The 14,855-nt window shown below is 72.8% G+C and carries 16 protein-coding genes and 2 pseudogenes; 11 read left to right on the top strand and 7 right to left on the bottom strand.

All coding sequences use genetic code 11. The features are described 5' to 3' along the window. The first annotated feature begins 93 nt into the window (after positions 1-93). The 6 genes and pseudogenes from mftA to mftF form a co-directional block, all read left to right on the top strand. Entirely contained in the window at positions 94-228 is a 135-nt protein-coding gene (gene mftA, locus ACIA8D_RS29370) for a mycofactocin precursor MftA (RefSeq protein ID WP_399236957.1), read from the top strand. Then, positions 213-542, top strand: coding sequence for a mycofactocin biosynthesis chaperone MftB (gene mftB, locus ACIA8D_RS29365; RefSeq protein ID WP_399236954.1), 330 nt, complete (start codon positions 213-215; stop codon positions 540-542). The genes mftA and mftB overlap by 16 nt, the downstream gene beginning before the upstream one ends. After that, entirely contained in the window at positions 539-1,750 is a 1,212-nt protein-coding gene (gene mftC, locus ACIA8D_RS29360) for a mycofactocin radical SAM maturase (RefSeq protein ID WP_399236952.1), read from the top strand. Before mftB ends, mftC begins: the two co-directional genes overlap by 4 nt. A gap of 60 nt (positions 1,751-1,810) precedes the next feature. Beyond that, positions 1,811-2,995 carry a pre-mycofactocin synthase MftD gene (mftD, locus tag ACIA8D_RS29355; protein WP_399236950.1) on the top strand — a complete coding sequence of 395 codons (1,185 nt, stop codon included), beginning with the start codon at positions 1,811-1,813 and terminating at the stop codon, positions 2,993-2,995. After that, positions 2,988-3,722 carry a mycofactocin biosynthesis peptidyl-dipeptidase MftE gene (gene mftE / locus ACIA8D_RS29350; protein WP_399236948.1) on the top strand — a complete coding sequence of 245 codons (735 nt, stop codon included), beginning with the start codon at positions 2,988-2,990 and terminating at the stop codon, positions 3,720-3,722. Before mftD ends, mftE begins: the two co-directional genes overlap by 8 nt. Beyond that, positions 3,719-5,074, top strand: a pseudogene (gene mftF, locus ACIA8D_RS29345) (mycofactocin biosynthesis glycosyltransferase MftF); the annotation flags it as partial. The gene mftE and the pseudogene mftF, both read left to right, overlap by 4 nt. A 22-nt stretch (positions 5,075-5,096) precedes the next feature. On the opposite strand, the gene ACIA8D_RS29340 reads toward mftF, so the two are convergent. The 3 genes from ACIA8D_RS29340 to ACIA8D_RS29330 all read right to left on the bottom strand — a co-directional run bounded on the left by ACIA8D_RS29340 (position 5,097) and on the right by ACIA8D_RS29330 (position 7,602). Beyond that, positions 5,097-6,095 (bottom strand): hypothetical protein, encoded by a 999-nt coding sequence (locus ACIA8D_RS29340; protein ID WP_399236947.1) that lies wholly within the window; start codon positions 6,093-6,095, stop codon positions 5,097-5,099. A 90-nt stretch (positions 6,096-6,185) separates the two neighbouring features. Further along, entirely contained in the window at positions 6,186-7,088 is a 903-nt protein-coding gene (locus ACIA8D_RS29335) for an LLM class F420-dependent oxidoreductase (protein ID WP_399236945.1), read from the bottom strand. Positions 7,089-7,149: 61 nt separating this feature from the next. Next, complete coding sequence (locus ACIA8D_RS29330) at positions 7,150-7,602, bottom strand: MarR family winged helix-turn-helix transcriptional regulator (RefSeq protein ID WP_399236944.1); 453 nt, start codon at positions 7,600-7,602, stop codon at positions 7,150-7,152. Positions 7,603-7,794: 192 nt separating this feature from the next. Between ACIA8D_RS29330 and ACIA8D_RS29325 the strand changes: the two genes are divergently transcribed. Further along, entirely contained in the window at positions 7,795-9,252 is a 1,458-nt protein-coding gene (locus tag ACIA8D_RS29325) for an MFS transporter (protein WP_399236942.1), read from the top strand. Positions 9,253-9,411: 159 nt separating this feature from the next. Beyond that, complete coding sequence (locus ACIA8D_RS29320; RefSeq protein ID WP_399236940.1) at positions 9,412-9,759, top strand: ANTAR domain-containing protein; 348 nt, start codon at positions 9,412-9,414, stop codon at positions 9,757-9,759. A gap of 147 nt (positions 9,760-9,906) precedes the next feature. On the opposite strand, the gene ACIA8D_RS29315 is transcribed toward ACIA8D_RS29320, so the two are convergent. Beyond that, a complete protein-coding gene (locus ACIA8D_RS29315; RefSeq protein ID WP_399236938.1) occupies positions 9,907-11,109 on the bottom strand; it encodes an aminotransferase class V-fold PLP-dependent enzyme in 1,203 nt (400 codons plus the stop codon). A 103-nt stretch (positions 11,110-11,212) separates the two neighbouring features. Here ACIA8D_RS29315 and ACIA8D_RS29310 point away from each other — a divergent pair, with 103 nt between their 5' ends. Further along, complete coding sequence (locus ACIA8D_RS29310) at positions 11,213-11,515, top strand: ArsR/SmtB family transcription factor (protein WP_399237095.1); 303 nt, start codon at positions 11,213-11,215, stop codon at positions 11,513-11,515. A 26-nt stretch (positions 11,516-11,541) separates the two neighbouring features. Here ACIA8D_RS29310 and ACIA8D_RS29305 read toward each other — a convergent pair whose 3' ends face one another. Next, the gene (locus ACIA8D_RS29305; RefSeq protein WP_399236936.1) at positions 11,542-12,189 is read right to left on the bottom strand and encodes a class F sortase; all 648 of its coding nucleotides are present in this window, start codon (positions 12,187-12,189) and stop codon (positions 11,542-11,544) included. After that, entirely contained in the window at positions 12,189-13,316 is a 1,128-nt protein-coding gene (locus ACIA8D_RS29300) for a D-alanyl-D-alanine carboxypeptidase family protein (RefSeq protein ID WP_399236934.1), read from the bottom strand. Before ACIA8D_RS29300 ends, ACIA8D_RS29305 begins: the two co-directional genes overlap by 1 nt. Positions 13,317-13,541: 225 nt before the next feature. Between ACIA8D_RS29300 and ACIA8D_RS29295 the strand changes: the two genes are divergently transcribed. Together ACIA8D_RS29295 and ACIA8D_RS29290 are read left to right on the top strand one after the other, a co-directional pair. Then, positions 13,542-14,000: a cyclic nucleotide-binding domain-containing protein gene (locus ACIA8D_RS29295; RefSeq protein WP_399236932.1), complete on the top strand. Its 459-nt coding sequence runs from the start codon at positions 13,542-13,544 to the stop codon at positions 13,998-14,000. 36 nt (positions 14,001-14,036) lie between these two features. Next, positions 14,037-14,723, top strand: a complete 687-nt coding sequence (locus ACIA8D_RS29290) for a hypothetical protein (RefSeq protein WP_399236930.1) — start codon at positions 14,037-14,039, stop codon at positions 14,721-14,723. A 33-nt stretch (positions 14,724-14,756) separates the two neighbouring features. Here the strand turns inward: ACIA8D_RS29290 and ACIA8D_RS29285 are convergent. Next, positions 14,757-14,855, bottom strand: a pseudogene (locus tag ACIA8D_RS29285) (electron transfer flavoprotein subunit alpha/FixB family protein); the annotation flags it as partial.

Genomic DNA, 14,855 nt, shown 5'->3' with positions numbered 1-14,855 from the left:
ATGCCCGCCCCCTTTCTTTTGGCATCGCATGCCAATACTCTCGGTGCCGTTCGGGCACACCCTCAACCACCCACCGGTATCAGGGAGTTCCGCATGAACGAACAGCTCGAAACCCCCGCCACCCCCGAGCCGCCGACCACCTCCACCGCTCCGGTCGACGAACCCCTCATCGAGGCCGACGACCTGGTCGAAGAGGTCTCGATCGACGGCATGTGCGGCGTGTACTGATCGTGCCCGCCTCCGTGCCCGCCCCCGTGCCCGCCTCCGCGCTCGACCTGGACCGCGCCTGGGACGTGCACCCCCAGGTGTCGGTCCGGCCCGAACCCTTCGGCGCGCTGCTGTACCACTTCGGCACGCGCAAACTGTCCTTCCTCAAGGACCGGGGACTGCTCTCCGTGGTCCAGGCCCTTTCGGGGTCGCCCACCGCACGTGCCGCCTGCGCGAGCGCGGGCGTGGGCGACGCCGACACGGCGCGGTACGCGCGCGCCCTCGCCGTCCTGGCCCGCTCGTCGATGCTGGTCGAAAGGAGCCCGACACCGTGACCTCGACTCCCGTGGCCGCCAAGCCCGGTGAACGCCTGGTGGACCTCTTCGAATACGGCCTCGACGCGCCGATCTGCCTCACGTGGGAACTCACCTACGCCTGCAACCTGTCCTGTTCCCACTGCCTGTCCAGCTCGGGCCGTCGCGACCCGCGCGAGCTCACCACCGCCGAAGCCAAGGCGGTCATCGACGAACTGGAGGCCATGCAGGTCTTCTACGTCAACATCGGCGGTGGCGAGCCGACCGTGCGCCCCGACTTCTTCGAGCTGCTCGACTACGCCACCGCCCACCACGTCGGCGTCAAGTTCTCCACCAACGGTGTGCGCATCACCCCGGATGTCGCCCGCCGCCTCGCCGCCAACGACTACATCGACGTACAGATCTCCCTCGACGGCGCCACCGCCGACGTCAACGACGCGGTGCGCGGCGCCGGTTCGTACGACACCGCGCTGCGCGCCATGGGCCATCTCGCCGACGCCGGCATGAAGAACTTCAAGCTGTCCGTCGTCTGCACCCGGCACAACATCCCGCAGATGGACGACTTCAAGGCGCTCGCCGACCGGTACGGCGCCCAACTCCGCCTCACCCGGCTGCGCCCCTCGGGCCGCGGCGCCGACGTGTGGGACGAGCTGCACCCGTTGCCCGCCCAGCAACGGCAGCTCTACGACTGGCTGGTGGCGCACGACGGGGAGGTCCTCACCGGGGACTCGTTCTTCCACCTGTCCGCGTACGGGGAGCCGCTGTCGGGCCTCAACCTGTGCGGAGCCGGTCGCGTGGTGTGTCTCATCGACCCGGTCGGTGACGTCTACGCCTGCCCGTTCGCCATCCACGACGAGTTCCTCGCGGGGAGCGTGCGCGCCACGGGAGGCTTCGCCGGGGTGTGGCGGGAGTCCGACCTCTTCCTCCGGCTGCGCGAGCCGCAGCAGGGCGGGGCCTGCGCGTCCTGCGCGTTCTACGACACCTGCAAGGGCGGCTGCATGGCCGCGAAGTTCTTCACCGGGCTGCCGCTCGACGGGCCCGACCCGGAGTGCGTCCAGGGGTACGGGGAGCAGCTCCTCGCGGAGCGCGGGCGGGACGGCGCCACGATCCCGAAGCCGTCCGGCGACCACTCCCACCGCACCGGTCCCGTCGTCGTGCCCCTCACGCGGCGGCCGCCCGTGTCGGACTGCGACGAGAACCCCGTGGCGGGAATCGGCCCGGCCACCTGACGCCGCGCTCCCCACCGCGCTCACCCGCCCGCGTTCACCCGACGAGGAGACAGCCGCCCCATGGCAAGAAACCCATGGTTCGAAACGGTCGCCGAGGCCCAGCGGCGCGCCAAGAAGCACCTGCCCGGCAGCGTCTACGGCGCCCTGGTCGCCGGCTCCGAACGCGGCCGCACCATCAGCGACAACATCGGCGCGTTCGCCGAACTCGGCTTCGCCCCCAGGGTGGTGGGCCACCACGCCGAGCGGAATCTGACGACCACCGTCCTCGGTGTCGAGTCCGCGTTCCCGGTGCTGATCTCGCCGACCGGCGTGCAGGCCGTGCACCCGGAGGGCGAGGTCGCCGTGGCGCGCGCCGCCGCCAACCGGGGCGTGATCATGGGCCTGAGCTCGTTCGCGAGCAGGTCCGTCGAGGAGGTCGCCGAGGCCAATCCGAACACCTTCTACCAGATGTACTGGATGGGCAGCCGCGACTCGATGGTGCGGCGCATGGAGCGCGCCAGGTCCGCCGGGGCCAAGGCGCTCATCGCCACCCTGGACTGGTCGTTCTCCAACGGCCGCGACTGGGGCAGCCCGTCGATCCCGGAACGCCTCGACCTGCGCACGGCCGTCAGGTTCGCCCCCGACGTACTGCCGCACCCGCGCTGGCTCCTCGCGTTCGCCAGGGCCCGCCGGCTCCCCGACCTGACCACGCCCAACCTCCAGGCGCCCGGCGGGCAGGCCCCGACGTTCTTCGGCGCCTACGGCGAATGGCTGCAGACCCCGCCTCCCACCTGGGACGACGTGGAGTGGCTGCGCAAGGAGTGGGGCGGCCCGTTCCTGCTCAAGGGCGTCAGCAGGGTCGACGACGCCAAGCGGGCCGTCGACGCGGGCGTCACCGGCATCTCGGTCTCCAACCATGGTGGCAACAATCTCGACACCACCCCCGCCACCATCCGCCTCCTCCCGGCGATTGCCGAAGCAGTCGGCGCCGACATCGAGGTGCTCCTCGACGGCGGCGTGCGGCGCGGCGGCGATGTCGCCAAGGCCCTCGCGCTCGGCGCCCGGGCCGTCCTCATCGGGCGCGCCCACCTGTGGGGCCTGGCCGCGAACGGGCAGGCGGGCGTGGAGAACGTCCTGGACATCCTGCGCGGCGGCCTCGACTCCGCCGTCCTCGGCCTCGGGCACGCCTCCGTCGACGAACTGGATCCCGACGACCTGGTGATCCCGGACGGCTTCACCCGCACCCTCGGGGTCCCGCGTGCCTGAACCGGTGGAGCTCGCGCGGGCGACCTGGCCCGAGGTACCGCAGGGCGCCCTGGTCCTCGTCCCCGTCGGCTCCACCGAACAGCACGGCCCGCACCTGCCGTTGCACACCGACAGCACGATCGCCGAAGCGGTGGCACGAGGGATCGCGCGTCAACTCCCGGGCATGTCGGCGCTGTTGGCGCCCACCCTCGCCTACGGTGCGAGCGGTGAGCACGCCGGATTCCCCGGCACCCTCTCCATCGGCCACGAGGCACTGCACGCGGTCCTCGTCGAGGCGATGCGGTCCCTGTCCCTGTGGGCGGGCCGCGTCGTCTTGGTCAACGGCCACGGCGGCAACGTCACCACCCTCGACGCGGCCTGCACCCAACTCCGCCACGAAGGCCACGACGTGGCCTGGCTCGGCTGCGCCCCGCCGGACGGCGACGCCCACGCCGGCCGCACCGAGACCTCGATCATGCTGCACCTCGCCCCCGACGACGTACGCCTCTCGCAAGCGGCCCCCGGCGACACCCGCCCCCTGTCCGAACTGCTGCCCCGCCTCATGGCCCACGGGGTGCGCGGCGTCTCCCCGAACGGCGTGCTCGGCGACCCGACCGGAGCCACCGCCGAGGAAGGGCGTGGACTGGTCGAGGCGATGGTGTCGAACGCCGCACGGCTCGTCACCACCGGCCGCACCGACCCACGGGGCAGGCTGCTCCGGGCCGCCGCACCGCAAGGAGCCGCATGACCCTCCCGCACGGCTTCGTCGTCGCACTCGACCCGCGCACCCGCGTCCTCGACGACGGCCGCGCCCTGCTCGGCGGCCACCCGACGCGACTGCTGCGGCTGACACCACGGGCCCGCACGCTCCTGACCGGACGCACCCTGCGCGTGCACGACCGGGCAGGAGCGGTCCTCGCCGACCGACTCCTCGCGACCGGCCTCGCGCACCCACTGGTCGCCGAGCTGCCACCGAACACCCCGGACGCCCCGAACGACCCGGTCACGTACGCCATCCCCGTCCGCGACCGCCCCGACCAACTTGACCGCGCGCTCGCGAGCATCCGCGCCACCACGGCCGACGCCCCGGTGATCGTCGTCGACGACGCCTCGTACGCACCGGCCCCCGTCGCCGCCGTGGCCGCACGCCACCACGCGCGCGTGCTCCCGCTGCCCGCCAACCTCGGCCCGGCCGGCGCCCGCAACGCGGGCCTGCGCGAGGTCACCACCCCGTACGTGGCGTTCGTCGACTCCGACATCGTCCTCGCGCCCGACACGGTGGACGTCCTGCTGCGCCACTTCGCCGATCCGGCCGTCGTCCTGGCCGTCCCCCGCATCACCGCGCTGCCGGGCCCCGACGCCGAGCGCTGGCTGGGCCGTTACGAGAGCGTCCGCTCCTCCCTCGACCTGGGCCGCCACCCCGCCGCGGTGCGCACCGGCACGCCCGTCTCCTGGGTCCCCAGCGCCTGCATGCTCGCCCGCACCGACGCGCTCCTCAAGGCCGACGGCTTCGACGCCACCATGCGCGTGGGGGAGGACGTCGACCTGTGCTGGCGGCTGACCGCCGACGGCGGACGCGTTCGCTACGAACCCGCCGTGCGGGCCGCCCACGAACACCGCGTCGAACTCGTGGACTGGTTCCGTCGCAAGGCCGTTTACGGCACCGGGGCGCACCCCCTGGCCCGCCGCCACCCCGACAACATCGCCCCCGCGATCCTCGCCCCGTGGAGCGCGGCGCTGCTCGTCGTCCTGCTCGCGCAGCGCCGTTGGTCGCTGCCGGCGGCGGGCGGGCTCGCGGCGGTGGCCACGGTGAGCAACGCCCGGAAGCTCAAGGGCATCGCGCATCCGCTGCCGCACGCGGCCCGGCTCACGGCGCTCGGCTCGCTCGCCTCACTCACCCAGGGCGCGGCGCTGCTCACCCGCCACTGGTGGCCCCTGACGGCGGTGGGCTGTCTGGCCTCGCGGCGACTGCGCCGCGCCACGGCCGTCGCGGCGGTCGCCGACGTCGCCCTGGAGACCCTCGGACGCGGCCCGAACCCCACCCGCCTCGACCCCGTCAGCTACGCGGTCGCCCGCCGCCTCGACGACCTCGCGTACGGCTCGGGGGTGTGGCTGTCGGCGCTCAAGGGCCGCTCCACTGCCGCGTTGCGGCCCCGGATCGCGTGGCCGGCCCGTCGTCCCCGGTCCCCGCTTCCTCGCGGGCGCGCAGCTCGCCGTGCAGACGCGCGACCCCGCCGCACACCAGCGGCATGACCAGCGGCGGCAGCAGGAGCAGCGCCACCGCCGTGGGGAAGACGATCATCAGTACGCCGGTCATCCACACGTTGTCGTCGCTCAGCCACAGCATGCCCAGCCCGGCCCAGTGGTTCAGGGGACCGGCCGCGTACGCGACGACCACGTAGGCGAGCACGGCCGCGGCGCAGCACAGCAGTCCCAGGCCGAACGTGCGCAGGCGGGCGCGGCGGGTCAACACCCAGGAGCGCCACACCGCCGCGAACGGATTGCGGCGCTCCAGGACCGTCTCGGCGGTGGCCCCGGACAGCCGGAACCAGAGCAGCGGGCCGAGCGACCAGATGGTGATCGGCAGCACCCAACCCACCAGCGTGTACTGCCAGGACGCGGTCTCGCCCAGGGGAGTGGGTTCGACGCCGGGCACCTCGTGGGTGTCGACCAGGGTGAACAGGACCAGGCCCGCGAACACCACCGTGGCGACGAAGGCGCCGGTCAGGAAATTGGTGACGACGGCGGCGAACAGCCGCGGGCGGGTGCGCCGCCAGAACTCGCCGACGGACAGCGGCCCGCCGTCCCGCCGCGCGTGCGAACTGGCGACCGCGTGCGCGCTGTGGAGCACGGAGACGACGACCAGCGCCAGCAGGAGGAACACCGGCGCCGCGACGGCCCCGACGGCCCGCAAGGGGTCCAGGCCCCCGTCCGCGTACGCGACATAGGAGTCCTCGTTGGCTATGTTGCGGTCCGCGTAGTCCCGGACGTTCTCGAAGCCGTCCCACGCAGCGGCGAACGCGCCCGCCAGGACGGCGAATCCGAGCACGGCGGTGGCCGCCGACACCCAGAGAGTGAAGCGGTACAGCGTGCCCCGGTAGGGCCTGACGTCGTGTTCCATGGTCGGGCCCTACCTCCGTGCGGTTCGCGTCCCCCGAGTACGAAGATCAGGACGCCCGACGGGACGTGCGAGGTTCCCGACGCCCGGCCATCACCCCGCGTACGTCGTCCCGAACGCCTCCAGGAACTCCATCGTCGCCGCGGCCGACCGGCTGGGACACGACACCGCCGTCCACGTCACCCCGGCCTTCTCCAGCGCGGCGAAGGCCTCCCGGTGCCGGTCCGCGTCCCGGGCCGGCTCCGCGAGGGCCTCGTCGCGGTAGGAGTGCAGGACGTCGACGCGGTCACCGCGCCCGGCCGCGGCCGTGGCGTCGCGCACCTCCGCGATGGCGCCCGCCAGTTCGGGCAGTGGGCCGAGCGTCGGGGTGCGGGCGGTGGCGCTCAGTTCGGGGCCGCCGGACATCGGCATCCAGCCGTGCGCCCGCTCGGCCACCCGGCGCCGGGTCAGCCGTGAGTTGCCGCCGATCCACAACGGAACGGGCCGCTGCGCAGGACGGGGCATGGCCTGCGCGTCGCGGACGTTGAAGTGCCGGCCCTCGTAGCTGAACGGCTCGCCGCTCCAGTGCAGCGGCAGCACGTCGAGCACCTCGTCGAAGAGCGCGTTGCGTTCCTCGAAGTCGACGCCCAGGGCGTGGAACTCGCCCTTCAGATACCCGGCGCCGAGGCCGAGGACCAGCCGCCCGCCGGAGAGCCGGTCGAGCGTCGCCGCCTGCTTGGCCAGCAGCAGGGGATTGCGGTACGGGGCGACCGCCAGATACGTCAGCAGGCGCAGCCGGCTGGTGACCGCCGCCGCGTGGGAGAGCGCCACGAACGGGTCGAGGGTCTGGTGCCCGCCGTGGTTCAGCCAGCGCGCGCCGGGAGCGGGGTGTTCGCTGAAGGAGAGCCCCGAGAACCCGAACTGCTCGGCGGCGCGCGCCACTTCGGTCAGCGGACCGGCGTCCAGCATGTCGGCGTCCGGCCCGTGCGCCTCCGGGTAGTGAAACAAGAATCGCATGTCACGCGTCTACCCATGCGCGCCGCAAAAGGGAAGGGCTTCGGCGGCTCTCCTGCCTGGTTCAGGAGCGGGGCCAGGGCTGACCGCTGAGCCGTTCGATGCTGGTGTTGAAGCGCTGCAAGTAGTGGGCGAAGGTCTCGACGTCGTCGGCCGACCAGTCCTCGAAGACCTTGTCCAGCTCCTGGACGTGGGTCGCGCGCTCGTGGTCGAGGCACCGCTCGCCCTCTTCGGTGAGCCGGAACTTGCGTGCCATGCCCCCGTCCGGATCGGGGATCCGCTCCAGGAGGCCGGCCCGCATCGCGCTCGCCGTCTGCCGGTTGAGCGTGGACGCGTCGAGCATCAGCGCCTCGCTGAGCTGCCCGATCGACATCGGCCCCTGAACCCTGATCCGGCTCAGCAGGATGTATGCGCTTCGCTCCATGCGAGCGGCCTCGCGGCGCCGCTTCTCGCTGCCGAGCTGATGCCGGCCGAGCACCATGTGCTCGAACTCGACCAGGTGCGATGGCTTGTCCATGTACGTGCGTCCTCCCAGGTCGACCGTATCGCAGGGCCTCGGCGCCGATGCGTCCCATCCGGACTCCTGCCCCGCTCGAGCGCCGCACCGTTACATATGTGTGTCATGCATGGAGTATGCGTGATACACGTCATGTGTACGATGCATATCGTTGCACACGTTGAAGAGTTTGAAGAGATTGAGGAGTCCTTCATGGATGCGCCCCAGTCGAGCGGCAGGTCGGGCGTCGTCGTCGCCACCCTCGCGCTCGCCGGAACCGTCGCCGCGATCATGCAGACGCTGGTGACCCCGCTCATCGCCGAACTGCCCCGGATCCTGGACACGTCCGCCTCGAACGCGGCCTGGGTGATCACGGTCACCCTGCTCGTCTCGGGCGTGTGCGTACCCGTTTCCGGACGCCTCGGCGACCTGATCGGCAAGCGCCGCATGATGCTGGTCTGCGCGGTGCCGCTGGTCATCGGCTCAGTGGTGTGCGCCCTGTCGTCGTCCGTCGTGCCGATGATCATCGGGCGCGGGCTGCAGGGGATGGGCATGGGCATGGTGCCGCTCGGCATCGCCCTGCTGCGCGACGTCGTGCCCACCGAGAAGCTCAGCGGTTCCATCGCCCTGGTCAGCGCGTCCATGGGCATCGGCGGTGCGATAGGCCTGCCGATCGCCGCCGCGGTCGCGCAGTACGCGAACTGGCGCGTGCTGTTCTGGGGCGCCGCCGTGCTCGCCCTGATCATCGGTGCCATGATCTTCCTGATCGTGCCGGACGTCCCGGCCGGGGCAAAGGGGCAGCGCTTCGACGCCCCGGGCGCGATCGGCCTGGCCATCGGCCTTGTCTCGCTGCTGCTCGCCATCTCCAAGGGGGCCGACTGGGGCTGGTCGTCGGGCACCACGCTGGGCCTGTTCGGCGTCGCCGTCGTGGCGCTTCTCGTCTGGGGCCGCTACGAACTGCGCACCCGCGAGCCGCTGGTCGACCTGCGCACGACCGCCCGCCCGCGCGTGCTGTTCACCAACGCCGCCTCGATCCTCATCGGCGTCGGCATGTACTCGTTCATGCTGATCGCGCCCCAGGTCCTGCAGTTCCCCGAGGCCACCGGGTACGGACTCGGCCAGTCGATGCTGGCCGCCGGTCTGTGGATGGCGCCCGGCGGCGTCATGATGATGCTCATCTCGCCGCTCGGCGGAAAGCTGATCAACGCGCGCGGCCCGAAGACCGCGCTCATCGGCGGCGCCCTCGTGATCGCCGTGGGATACGGGGTCGCCCTGCCGCTCATGGGGACGGCCTGGGGCATCATGATCGCCGGCATCGTGATCAACAGTGGTGTGGCCCTCGCCTATGGCGCCATGCCGGCGCTGATCATGGGCTCGGTGCCGCTCTCCGAGACGGCCGCGGCCAACGGCTTCAACACCCTGATGCGCTCGCTCGGTACGACCATCGGCTCCGCCGTGATCGGTGTGGTCCTCGCGCAGATGACCATGTCCATGGGCGGCTACACGTTCGCCTCCGAGGGCGGATTCCGCACCGGCCTGATGATCGGCTGCGGTGTCGCCCTGGTCTCCGCCGCCGTCGCGACACTCATCCCGGCGCTGCGCACCGCGGGCACGGACCGGGCCGCCGACGTGCGGCCGGCCGAGGACGGCCAGGCCGCGGCGCGCGCCTGAGGTGGCCCGTGGGGGAGGGGTGGCCCGGCCGCGGGGCCGCCCCGGGGCACCTGCCCCTCGCATGGGCGAAGGGGCGGTTGTCGTGCGAAGTGCCGGGCAGGAGTGGTAAAAGGTCACTCGGGTTCCCTTGCCCGGCACGGCACTTGGAGGTGCACCGTGATGCTCCCGGCTCGCCGACGTGCAGCGAACGCTGCCCGCGAGAGGGAAGAGCGGTCCGCCGAACTCGAGGCGAAGGTCGAGCAGCTGAAGGAGGCGGTGACCTCGCACGCCGAGGTCGACCAGGCCATAGGCGTCGTGATCGCGGTGGGCGGTGTCACGCCGGCCGAGGCCTGGGACGTGCTGCGCGAGGTCTCCATGCGCACCAACACCCGGCTCCGGCTGGTCGCCCGGCAACTGATCGCGTGGCCGCGCACCCACGAGTTGGATCCGGCGATCCGCGTCGAGCTGGAGCGTCAACTCGCCCAGCGCAGGTCGACGGCGGACCCGGTGGCGACCGAACCGCGTTGAAGCCCCGCTTCCCGGCCCGGCCCGTGAAGGCTCCCACCGAGAAGCGGGGGCGGGCTCACTGCCGAACCCGCCACGGCCAGCATTGACCGCTTCACCCCTCGGGGTAACACGCAGGCCCGCTCACTAACGCAAATGTGCCCGGAATCTTCACCTGGGCTGGCCCGCCCGGTCACGAGCGACGCCGGAACCCTCGGCCAGCACGTCCGCCATCCTGCTCAGGACCACGTCGACCTCGTCGTCCGTCAGCGGTACGAGTTCCAGGGCCAGCTCGCCGTCATCCTGGCGGTCCGTGTAGAGCCAGATCCGCGGGTCCCCGGCCCGGAGCGCGTCCGCGAGGGCCGCCGCGTCGAGCCCGGTCCGCACCGCGTCGACCCGCAACGCCGCGCGCGGGAACGGCAGTCCGGTCGGGTCGGGCACCGGGTGCGCGGCGAGGCCGGGCAGCTCGGCGGCGCGGGCGGCGAACCGCGCGACCTTGTCCGCCTGGCGCCGCGCCCACGCGGACACGTCCAGCTCCTGCCGTGCCTCCAGCGCGGCCAGCGTGCCCACGATCGACTCCTTGCTCGCCTTCATCGCCCGGCCGATGCCCCTGCCCTGTGCCCGCACCGCCCGCACGGCCTCGGCGCGGCCGAGCACCAGACCCGCCGTCGGGCCGCCCAGGTACTTCTGTCCGCTGACGAGCACCAGATCGGCCCCGGTGTCCAGGAGTTCACCGACCCGGAAGTCCTGCGCGGCCCCGTCGACGACCGCGGGCACCCCGCGCCGGTGCGCCGCCGCGACCGCCTCTGCGAGCGGGAAGCGTGCCCCGCGCGTGAGCCGCGACGACACCAGCACGAGACACGCGGTTCCGGGGTGCGCGAGGTCCTTCTCCAACTCCTCCAGGGAGCAGGCGGCATCGGATCCCGACAGGACGGGCGTGGCGCCCGCGAGCCGGATGTCCTGGACGAGCGGGTGCCCGTAGTCGACCGCGTGGCCCGCGGGCAGCACCACGCGCGCGGGCAGTCCGTCGGTGTCCGGCAACGCGGCGATCCGCTCCGCCGATTCGCCCGTCATCGCGGCCGCGACCGACAACGTGATCGCCGACGACGTGCAGTGCACGACCGTTCCGGCCTCCGCCCCCGTGACGCGTGCGAGGGTGCGGTCGGCGAGCTCGTGCAGCTCCTCCATGACGAGGAAGCCGGACAGCGCCTCCGCGACCGCGCGCCCGATCCGCTCCTCGCTGCGCGAGACACCGGCCGGGGTGAACGGACCCCGCGCGTTGATCAGTCGCGTCAGCCCGTACCGCTCGTGAAGCCCTCGCCGGTCGTCAGGCCCCTGCTGTTCGTCAGGCCCCTGCTGTTCGTGAATTCCCATGGGCAGCATGGTGCCCGGTCGGCGCCGTGCGCCCGGCGACCGGCTCAGCGGGTCGCGTGCAGCGCGTCGCCGAACCGCCGGTGGCTCTGCCGCCACGCGCCCGATACCCGTACGGCGTCGCGCACATGCGGATGGTCCGCGGCGAGCCCCACGTGCACGTGCTCCAGTGCTGTGGCTGCTCGCCCTGGAGGAGTCGGACGTGGGCTCGCTCGCGGACCGCGTCGCCGCCTCGCGCACGGCCGTCAGCCAGCCCCTGGCGAAGCTCCGGCTCGCGGGCCTGGTCGAGGCGCGCCGCGAGGGCCGGCACATGTACTACCGCCTCACCGACGGGCACCTGCGGCGCCTGGTGACGGAGGCGCTGAGCCACGCGGACCACCGGGTGACCGGAGAGGCCCCGCACGACTGAGAGCGTCCGACCGGGAAGATCCCGGGTCACGCGCGGTCGCGGACCGAGGTGAGCAGTCCGTAGAGGACGACGTTCCCCGCGTATCCGCTGCTCTTGCTGTACGTGCCGCCGCAGGTGATGACGCGGAGTTCGGGCAGGCCGGTGCCCCCGTAGACCCGGCGGGACGGGAAGTGCTTCTTGTCGACGACGTCGATGCCGTGGATCTCGAACACGGCCGTCCTGCCGTCCGCGCGGTCGATCTCGATGTGCTCGCCCTTCTTGAGCGCGCCGAGCCCGTAGAAGACGGCGCGGCCCTCGGCGTTGTCGACGTGCCCATCGACGACCGCCGTGCCGCGCTCGCCGGGCGTGACCGCGCCGGGGAACCAGCCCGCCAGATTCGCCTTCTCCGGCGGTGGCGCGTCCAGCCAGCCCTCGGCGTCCCGGCCGACGCGTGTCAGCGGCGCGTCCACACCGATCTCGGGGATGCGGATGCGCTGCGGCGCCGCGGCGGGCAACGGGTCGGCGGGCGGAGTATTGGTGCCGAGCTTCGCCGCGCCGGGTTCGGGCTGCGGCGGCCCGTCACCGGAGATCCCGTGATGGACGAGCAGCACACCGGCGAGCAGCGCCGCCGCGAGGAAGGACCACGTGGGGCGGCGGCGCCGCAGCACAGGAGGGGATTCGGCTATCGCAGGCATCAGCGGGCCCCGCTCGGCCGCCGTCGTCGGCGCAGCCGCCTGCCGAGGAGCACCGGCACACACGCCAGCGCGAGCAGCCCGGCCGCTGCGCCGAGATGGCGGCCGAGCCCGCCCGACGTATCGGCCGTCACCTCGGCGCCCGTGGCGGGCGCGGGCGCCGGTGCGGCCGCCGCCAGCTGCTGCGGAGCCGACGGGGGCCGGGACGCCGCCGCCTGCTGCGCGTGCAACGGCGCCGCCTCGGCGCCCCAGTCGAGCAGCGCGCGGCTCTCCTCGTAGACCGCGTTGAAGTCCGGGCTCTGCGGATTCATGACGGTCACCAGGACCGTGCGGCCGTCGTGCGTCGCGGCGGAGACCAGGGTGCAGCCGGCCTTGGACGTGTAGCCGTTCTTGACGCCGATAAGGCCCGGATACGGCCGCACTCCGTGCGAGCCCACGAGGAGCCGGTTGGTGTTCTCGATGCCGAACGCCCGCGGACCGCCGGCCGCCGGGAAGCGCGCCCACTTCGTGGCCATGTAGCGCCGGAAGTCGTGATTCTTGAGGCCCTCACGGGCGATCAGCGCCAGATCGTGGGCCGAGGAGAACTGGCCGGACGTGTCGTAGCCGTCGGGGGAACGGACCTGGGTGTCGCGGGCGCCGATCCGGCGGGCGGTCGCCTGCATCTGCGCGACGGTGCGGGCGACGCCGCCGTTCATGTGGGCGAGCGTGTGCACGGCGTCGTTGCCGGAGCTGAGGAACACCCCGCGCCACAGGTCGGCCACCGTGTAGCGGTGCCCCTCGTCGACCCCGACGAGGCTGCTGCCCTCGGAGACGTCGGAGAGATCCCCGTACGTCGCCCGGTGCGTCTCGTCCTGGCGCAGCTTCGGCAGCACGGTGAGGGCGAACAGGGTCTTGAGCGTGCTCGCGGGCGGCAGCCTGCGGTGCGGCGCCTTCGCGGCGAGAACGTCACCGGTGCGCGCGTCCATGACCTCCCACGACAGCGCGGTGAGGGCGGACGGCGGCGCGGGCGGGTCGGGCACCGGCGGGTCGGAGGCGGCCGGGCAGACGGCGGCGACGGACACCGTCGCGCACACGCCGCACGTGACAACGGCCCTGCTCAGGGCAGGGCGAAAGCGGAAGATTGACGCCATGCCGGAAACGTAGGACCGGCTCGGCGCAACCGCGCTCCACGTACGCCATACGGCCTCCGCACACGGGGGACGCCGTCCACGAGGTGCGCACGGTACGGCCCGGAAATACGCTGTTCGGGTGACGGCCGCTCCGCTCGTGGCGGCCGTGATCCTCCCCGCCGAGCCGGGCGGGCCACGAACGTGACGTACGTACGCTGGAATGACACGACGGTGGAGGTGGCCGCCATGACGGCCCAGACACGACTCCTGAACCGGCTCTCGCACGCGGACCGGGACCGGCTGATGCCCCTGGCCAAGGAGGTCTCGTTCGCCCAGGACACCCGGATCTTCGAGGAGGGGGACCGGGCGGACCGGTTCTGGATCATCCGGACCGGGATGGTCACCCTCGACGTCCGCGTCTCCGACCGGGCCCTGCTGCCCATCGATCCGCTCGGCCCCGGCGATCTGCTGGGCTGGTCCTGGCTGTTCGAGCCGTACGAATGGGACTTCGGAGCGGAGGCGTTCAGCACGGTGCGGGCCTACGAGTTCGACGGCGGGTCCGTGCGGACGCTGTGCGAGCAGGAACCGAGGCTCGGTGTCGCGGTGCTGCACGCGGTGGCCGAGGTGATGGCGCACCGCCTCGAGTCGGCGCGGGTCAAGCTGGTCGACGCGCATCGGACGCACGGGCGGATCGCCGGGATCTGACGCACGGGTGGGCGTGCCGACGGGCCCCGGAGGGGCTTGCGTGTCACCCGACTCGACGCCTCGACAGGCGGCGGGCGCGTCCACGCGGTGGGATCGGTCGCGGAGCATCCGCACATCCGTGGTCCGTCCGCCGGGCCCGCCGAGAGGATCCACATGGGCCGCACCGCGTCCTGGCCGACCGCCGCCGTCGCCGCGGCCGCACTCGCCTTCGGGGCGCTCGCGTGCCCGGCGGCCTGGGCCGCGGACGACGATCCCGCGTGGAACACCGACACCTCGTGGACCGAGAGCCCGCCGATGGCCGACACCTCGGGAACACTGGAACTCGTGCCCGCCGACCCGGGCCCGGGGGCGAGTGTCACGGCCAGCACGAGCGCCTGCGGCGAGGACCAGACCGCGACGGGGGACGCCGACAGCCTCGGGGCGGGCGAGTTCCCCTTGCAGACGGCGACGCAGGAGGGCTCGGTCACCGGCCAGTTCAAGGTGCCGTCGGGAGCCAGGTCCGGAACGTTCCCGATCTCCGTGACCTGCGAGAGCGGCACCGAGGTGCGGCAGACGCTCACCGTGTCGGGCCGGGGGAGCACCGAACTGGGCGGGGTCAAGGCCGGAGACGGCGGCTCCCTGGGCACGCTGAGCGTCGCGCAACTCGCCCTGGGCGGAGTCCTCATCGCGGGCGCGCTGGCCGCGGCCGGGCACTACGCACGCCGACGCGCCCAGGAGGCGTGAGGCTCCCGGGCGCGGCGATGGTGTCGAACTCTCTTAACCCTTGCGGGTCTTGACCTCTTCGGTCAGGGCGGGGACGACGTCGAAGAGGTCGCCGACGACGCCGTAGTCGACGAGGTCGAAGATCGGCGCCTC

This window comes from Streptomyces sp. NPDC051684, from assembly GCF_044453445.1.
Taxonomy (GTDB): domain Bacteria; phylum Actinomycetota; class Actinomycetes; order Streptomycetales; family Streptomycetaceae; genus Streptomyces.
Note: the sequence above shows the minus strand (reverse complement) of the source record. Positions and strands in the feature narration are given on the sequence as shown.

Excerpts from the sequence above, each read along its gene's own strand:
- ACIA8D_RS29315 (WP_399236938.1), bottom strand. The coding sequence starts at position 11,109 with ATGGGAATTCACGAACAGCAGGGGCCTGACGAACAGCAGGGGCCTGAC.
- ACIA8D_RS29295 (WP_399236932.1), top strand. The coding sequence starts at position 13,542 with ATGACGGCCCAGACACGACTCCTGAACCGGCTCTCGCACGCGGACCGG.
- ACIA8D_RS29300 (WP_399236934.1), bottom strand. The coding sequence starts at position 13,316 with ATGGCGTCAATCTTCCGCTTTCGCCCTGCCCTGAGCAGGGCCGTTGTC.
- ACIA8D_RS29305 (WP_399236936.1), bottom strand. The coding sequence starts at position 12,189 with ATGCCTGCGATAGCCGAATCCCCTCCTGTGCTGCGGCGCCGCCGCCCC.
- ACIA8D_RS29340 (WP_399236947.1), bottom strand. The coding sequence starts at position 6,095 with ATGGAACACGACGTCAGGCCCTACCGGGGCACGCTGTACCGCTTCACT.
- ACIA8D_RS29330 (WP_399236944.1), bottom strand. The coding sequence starts at position 7,602 with ATGGACAAGCCATCGCACCTGGTCGAGTTCGAGCACATGGTGCTCGGC.
- ACIA8D_RS29335 (WP_399236945.1), bottom strand. The coding sequence starts at position 7,088 with ATGCGATTCTTGTTTCACTACCCGGAGGCGCACGGGCCGGACGCCGAC.
- ACIA8D_RS29325 (WP_399236942.1), top strand. The coding sequence starts at position 7,795 with ATGGATGCGCCCCAGTCGAGCGGCAGGTCGGGCGTCGTCGTCGCCACC.
- ACIA8D_RS29320 (WP_399236940.1), top strand. The coding sequence starts at position 9,412 with ATGCTCCCGGCTCGCCGACGTGCAGCGAACGCTGCCCGCGAGAGGGAA.
- mftA (WP_399236957.1), top strand. The coding sequence starts at position 94 with ATGAACGAACAGCTCGAAACCCCCGCCACCCCCGAGCCGCCGACCACC.
- mftD (WP_399236950.1), top strand. The coding sequence starts at position 1,811 with ATGGCAAGAAACCCATGGTTCGAAACGGTCGCCGAGGCCCAGCGGCGC.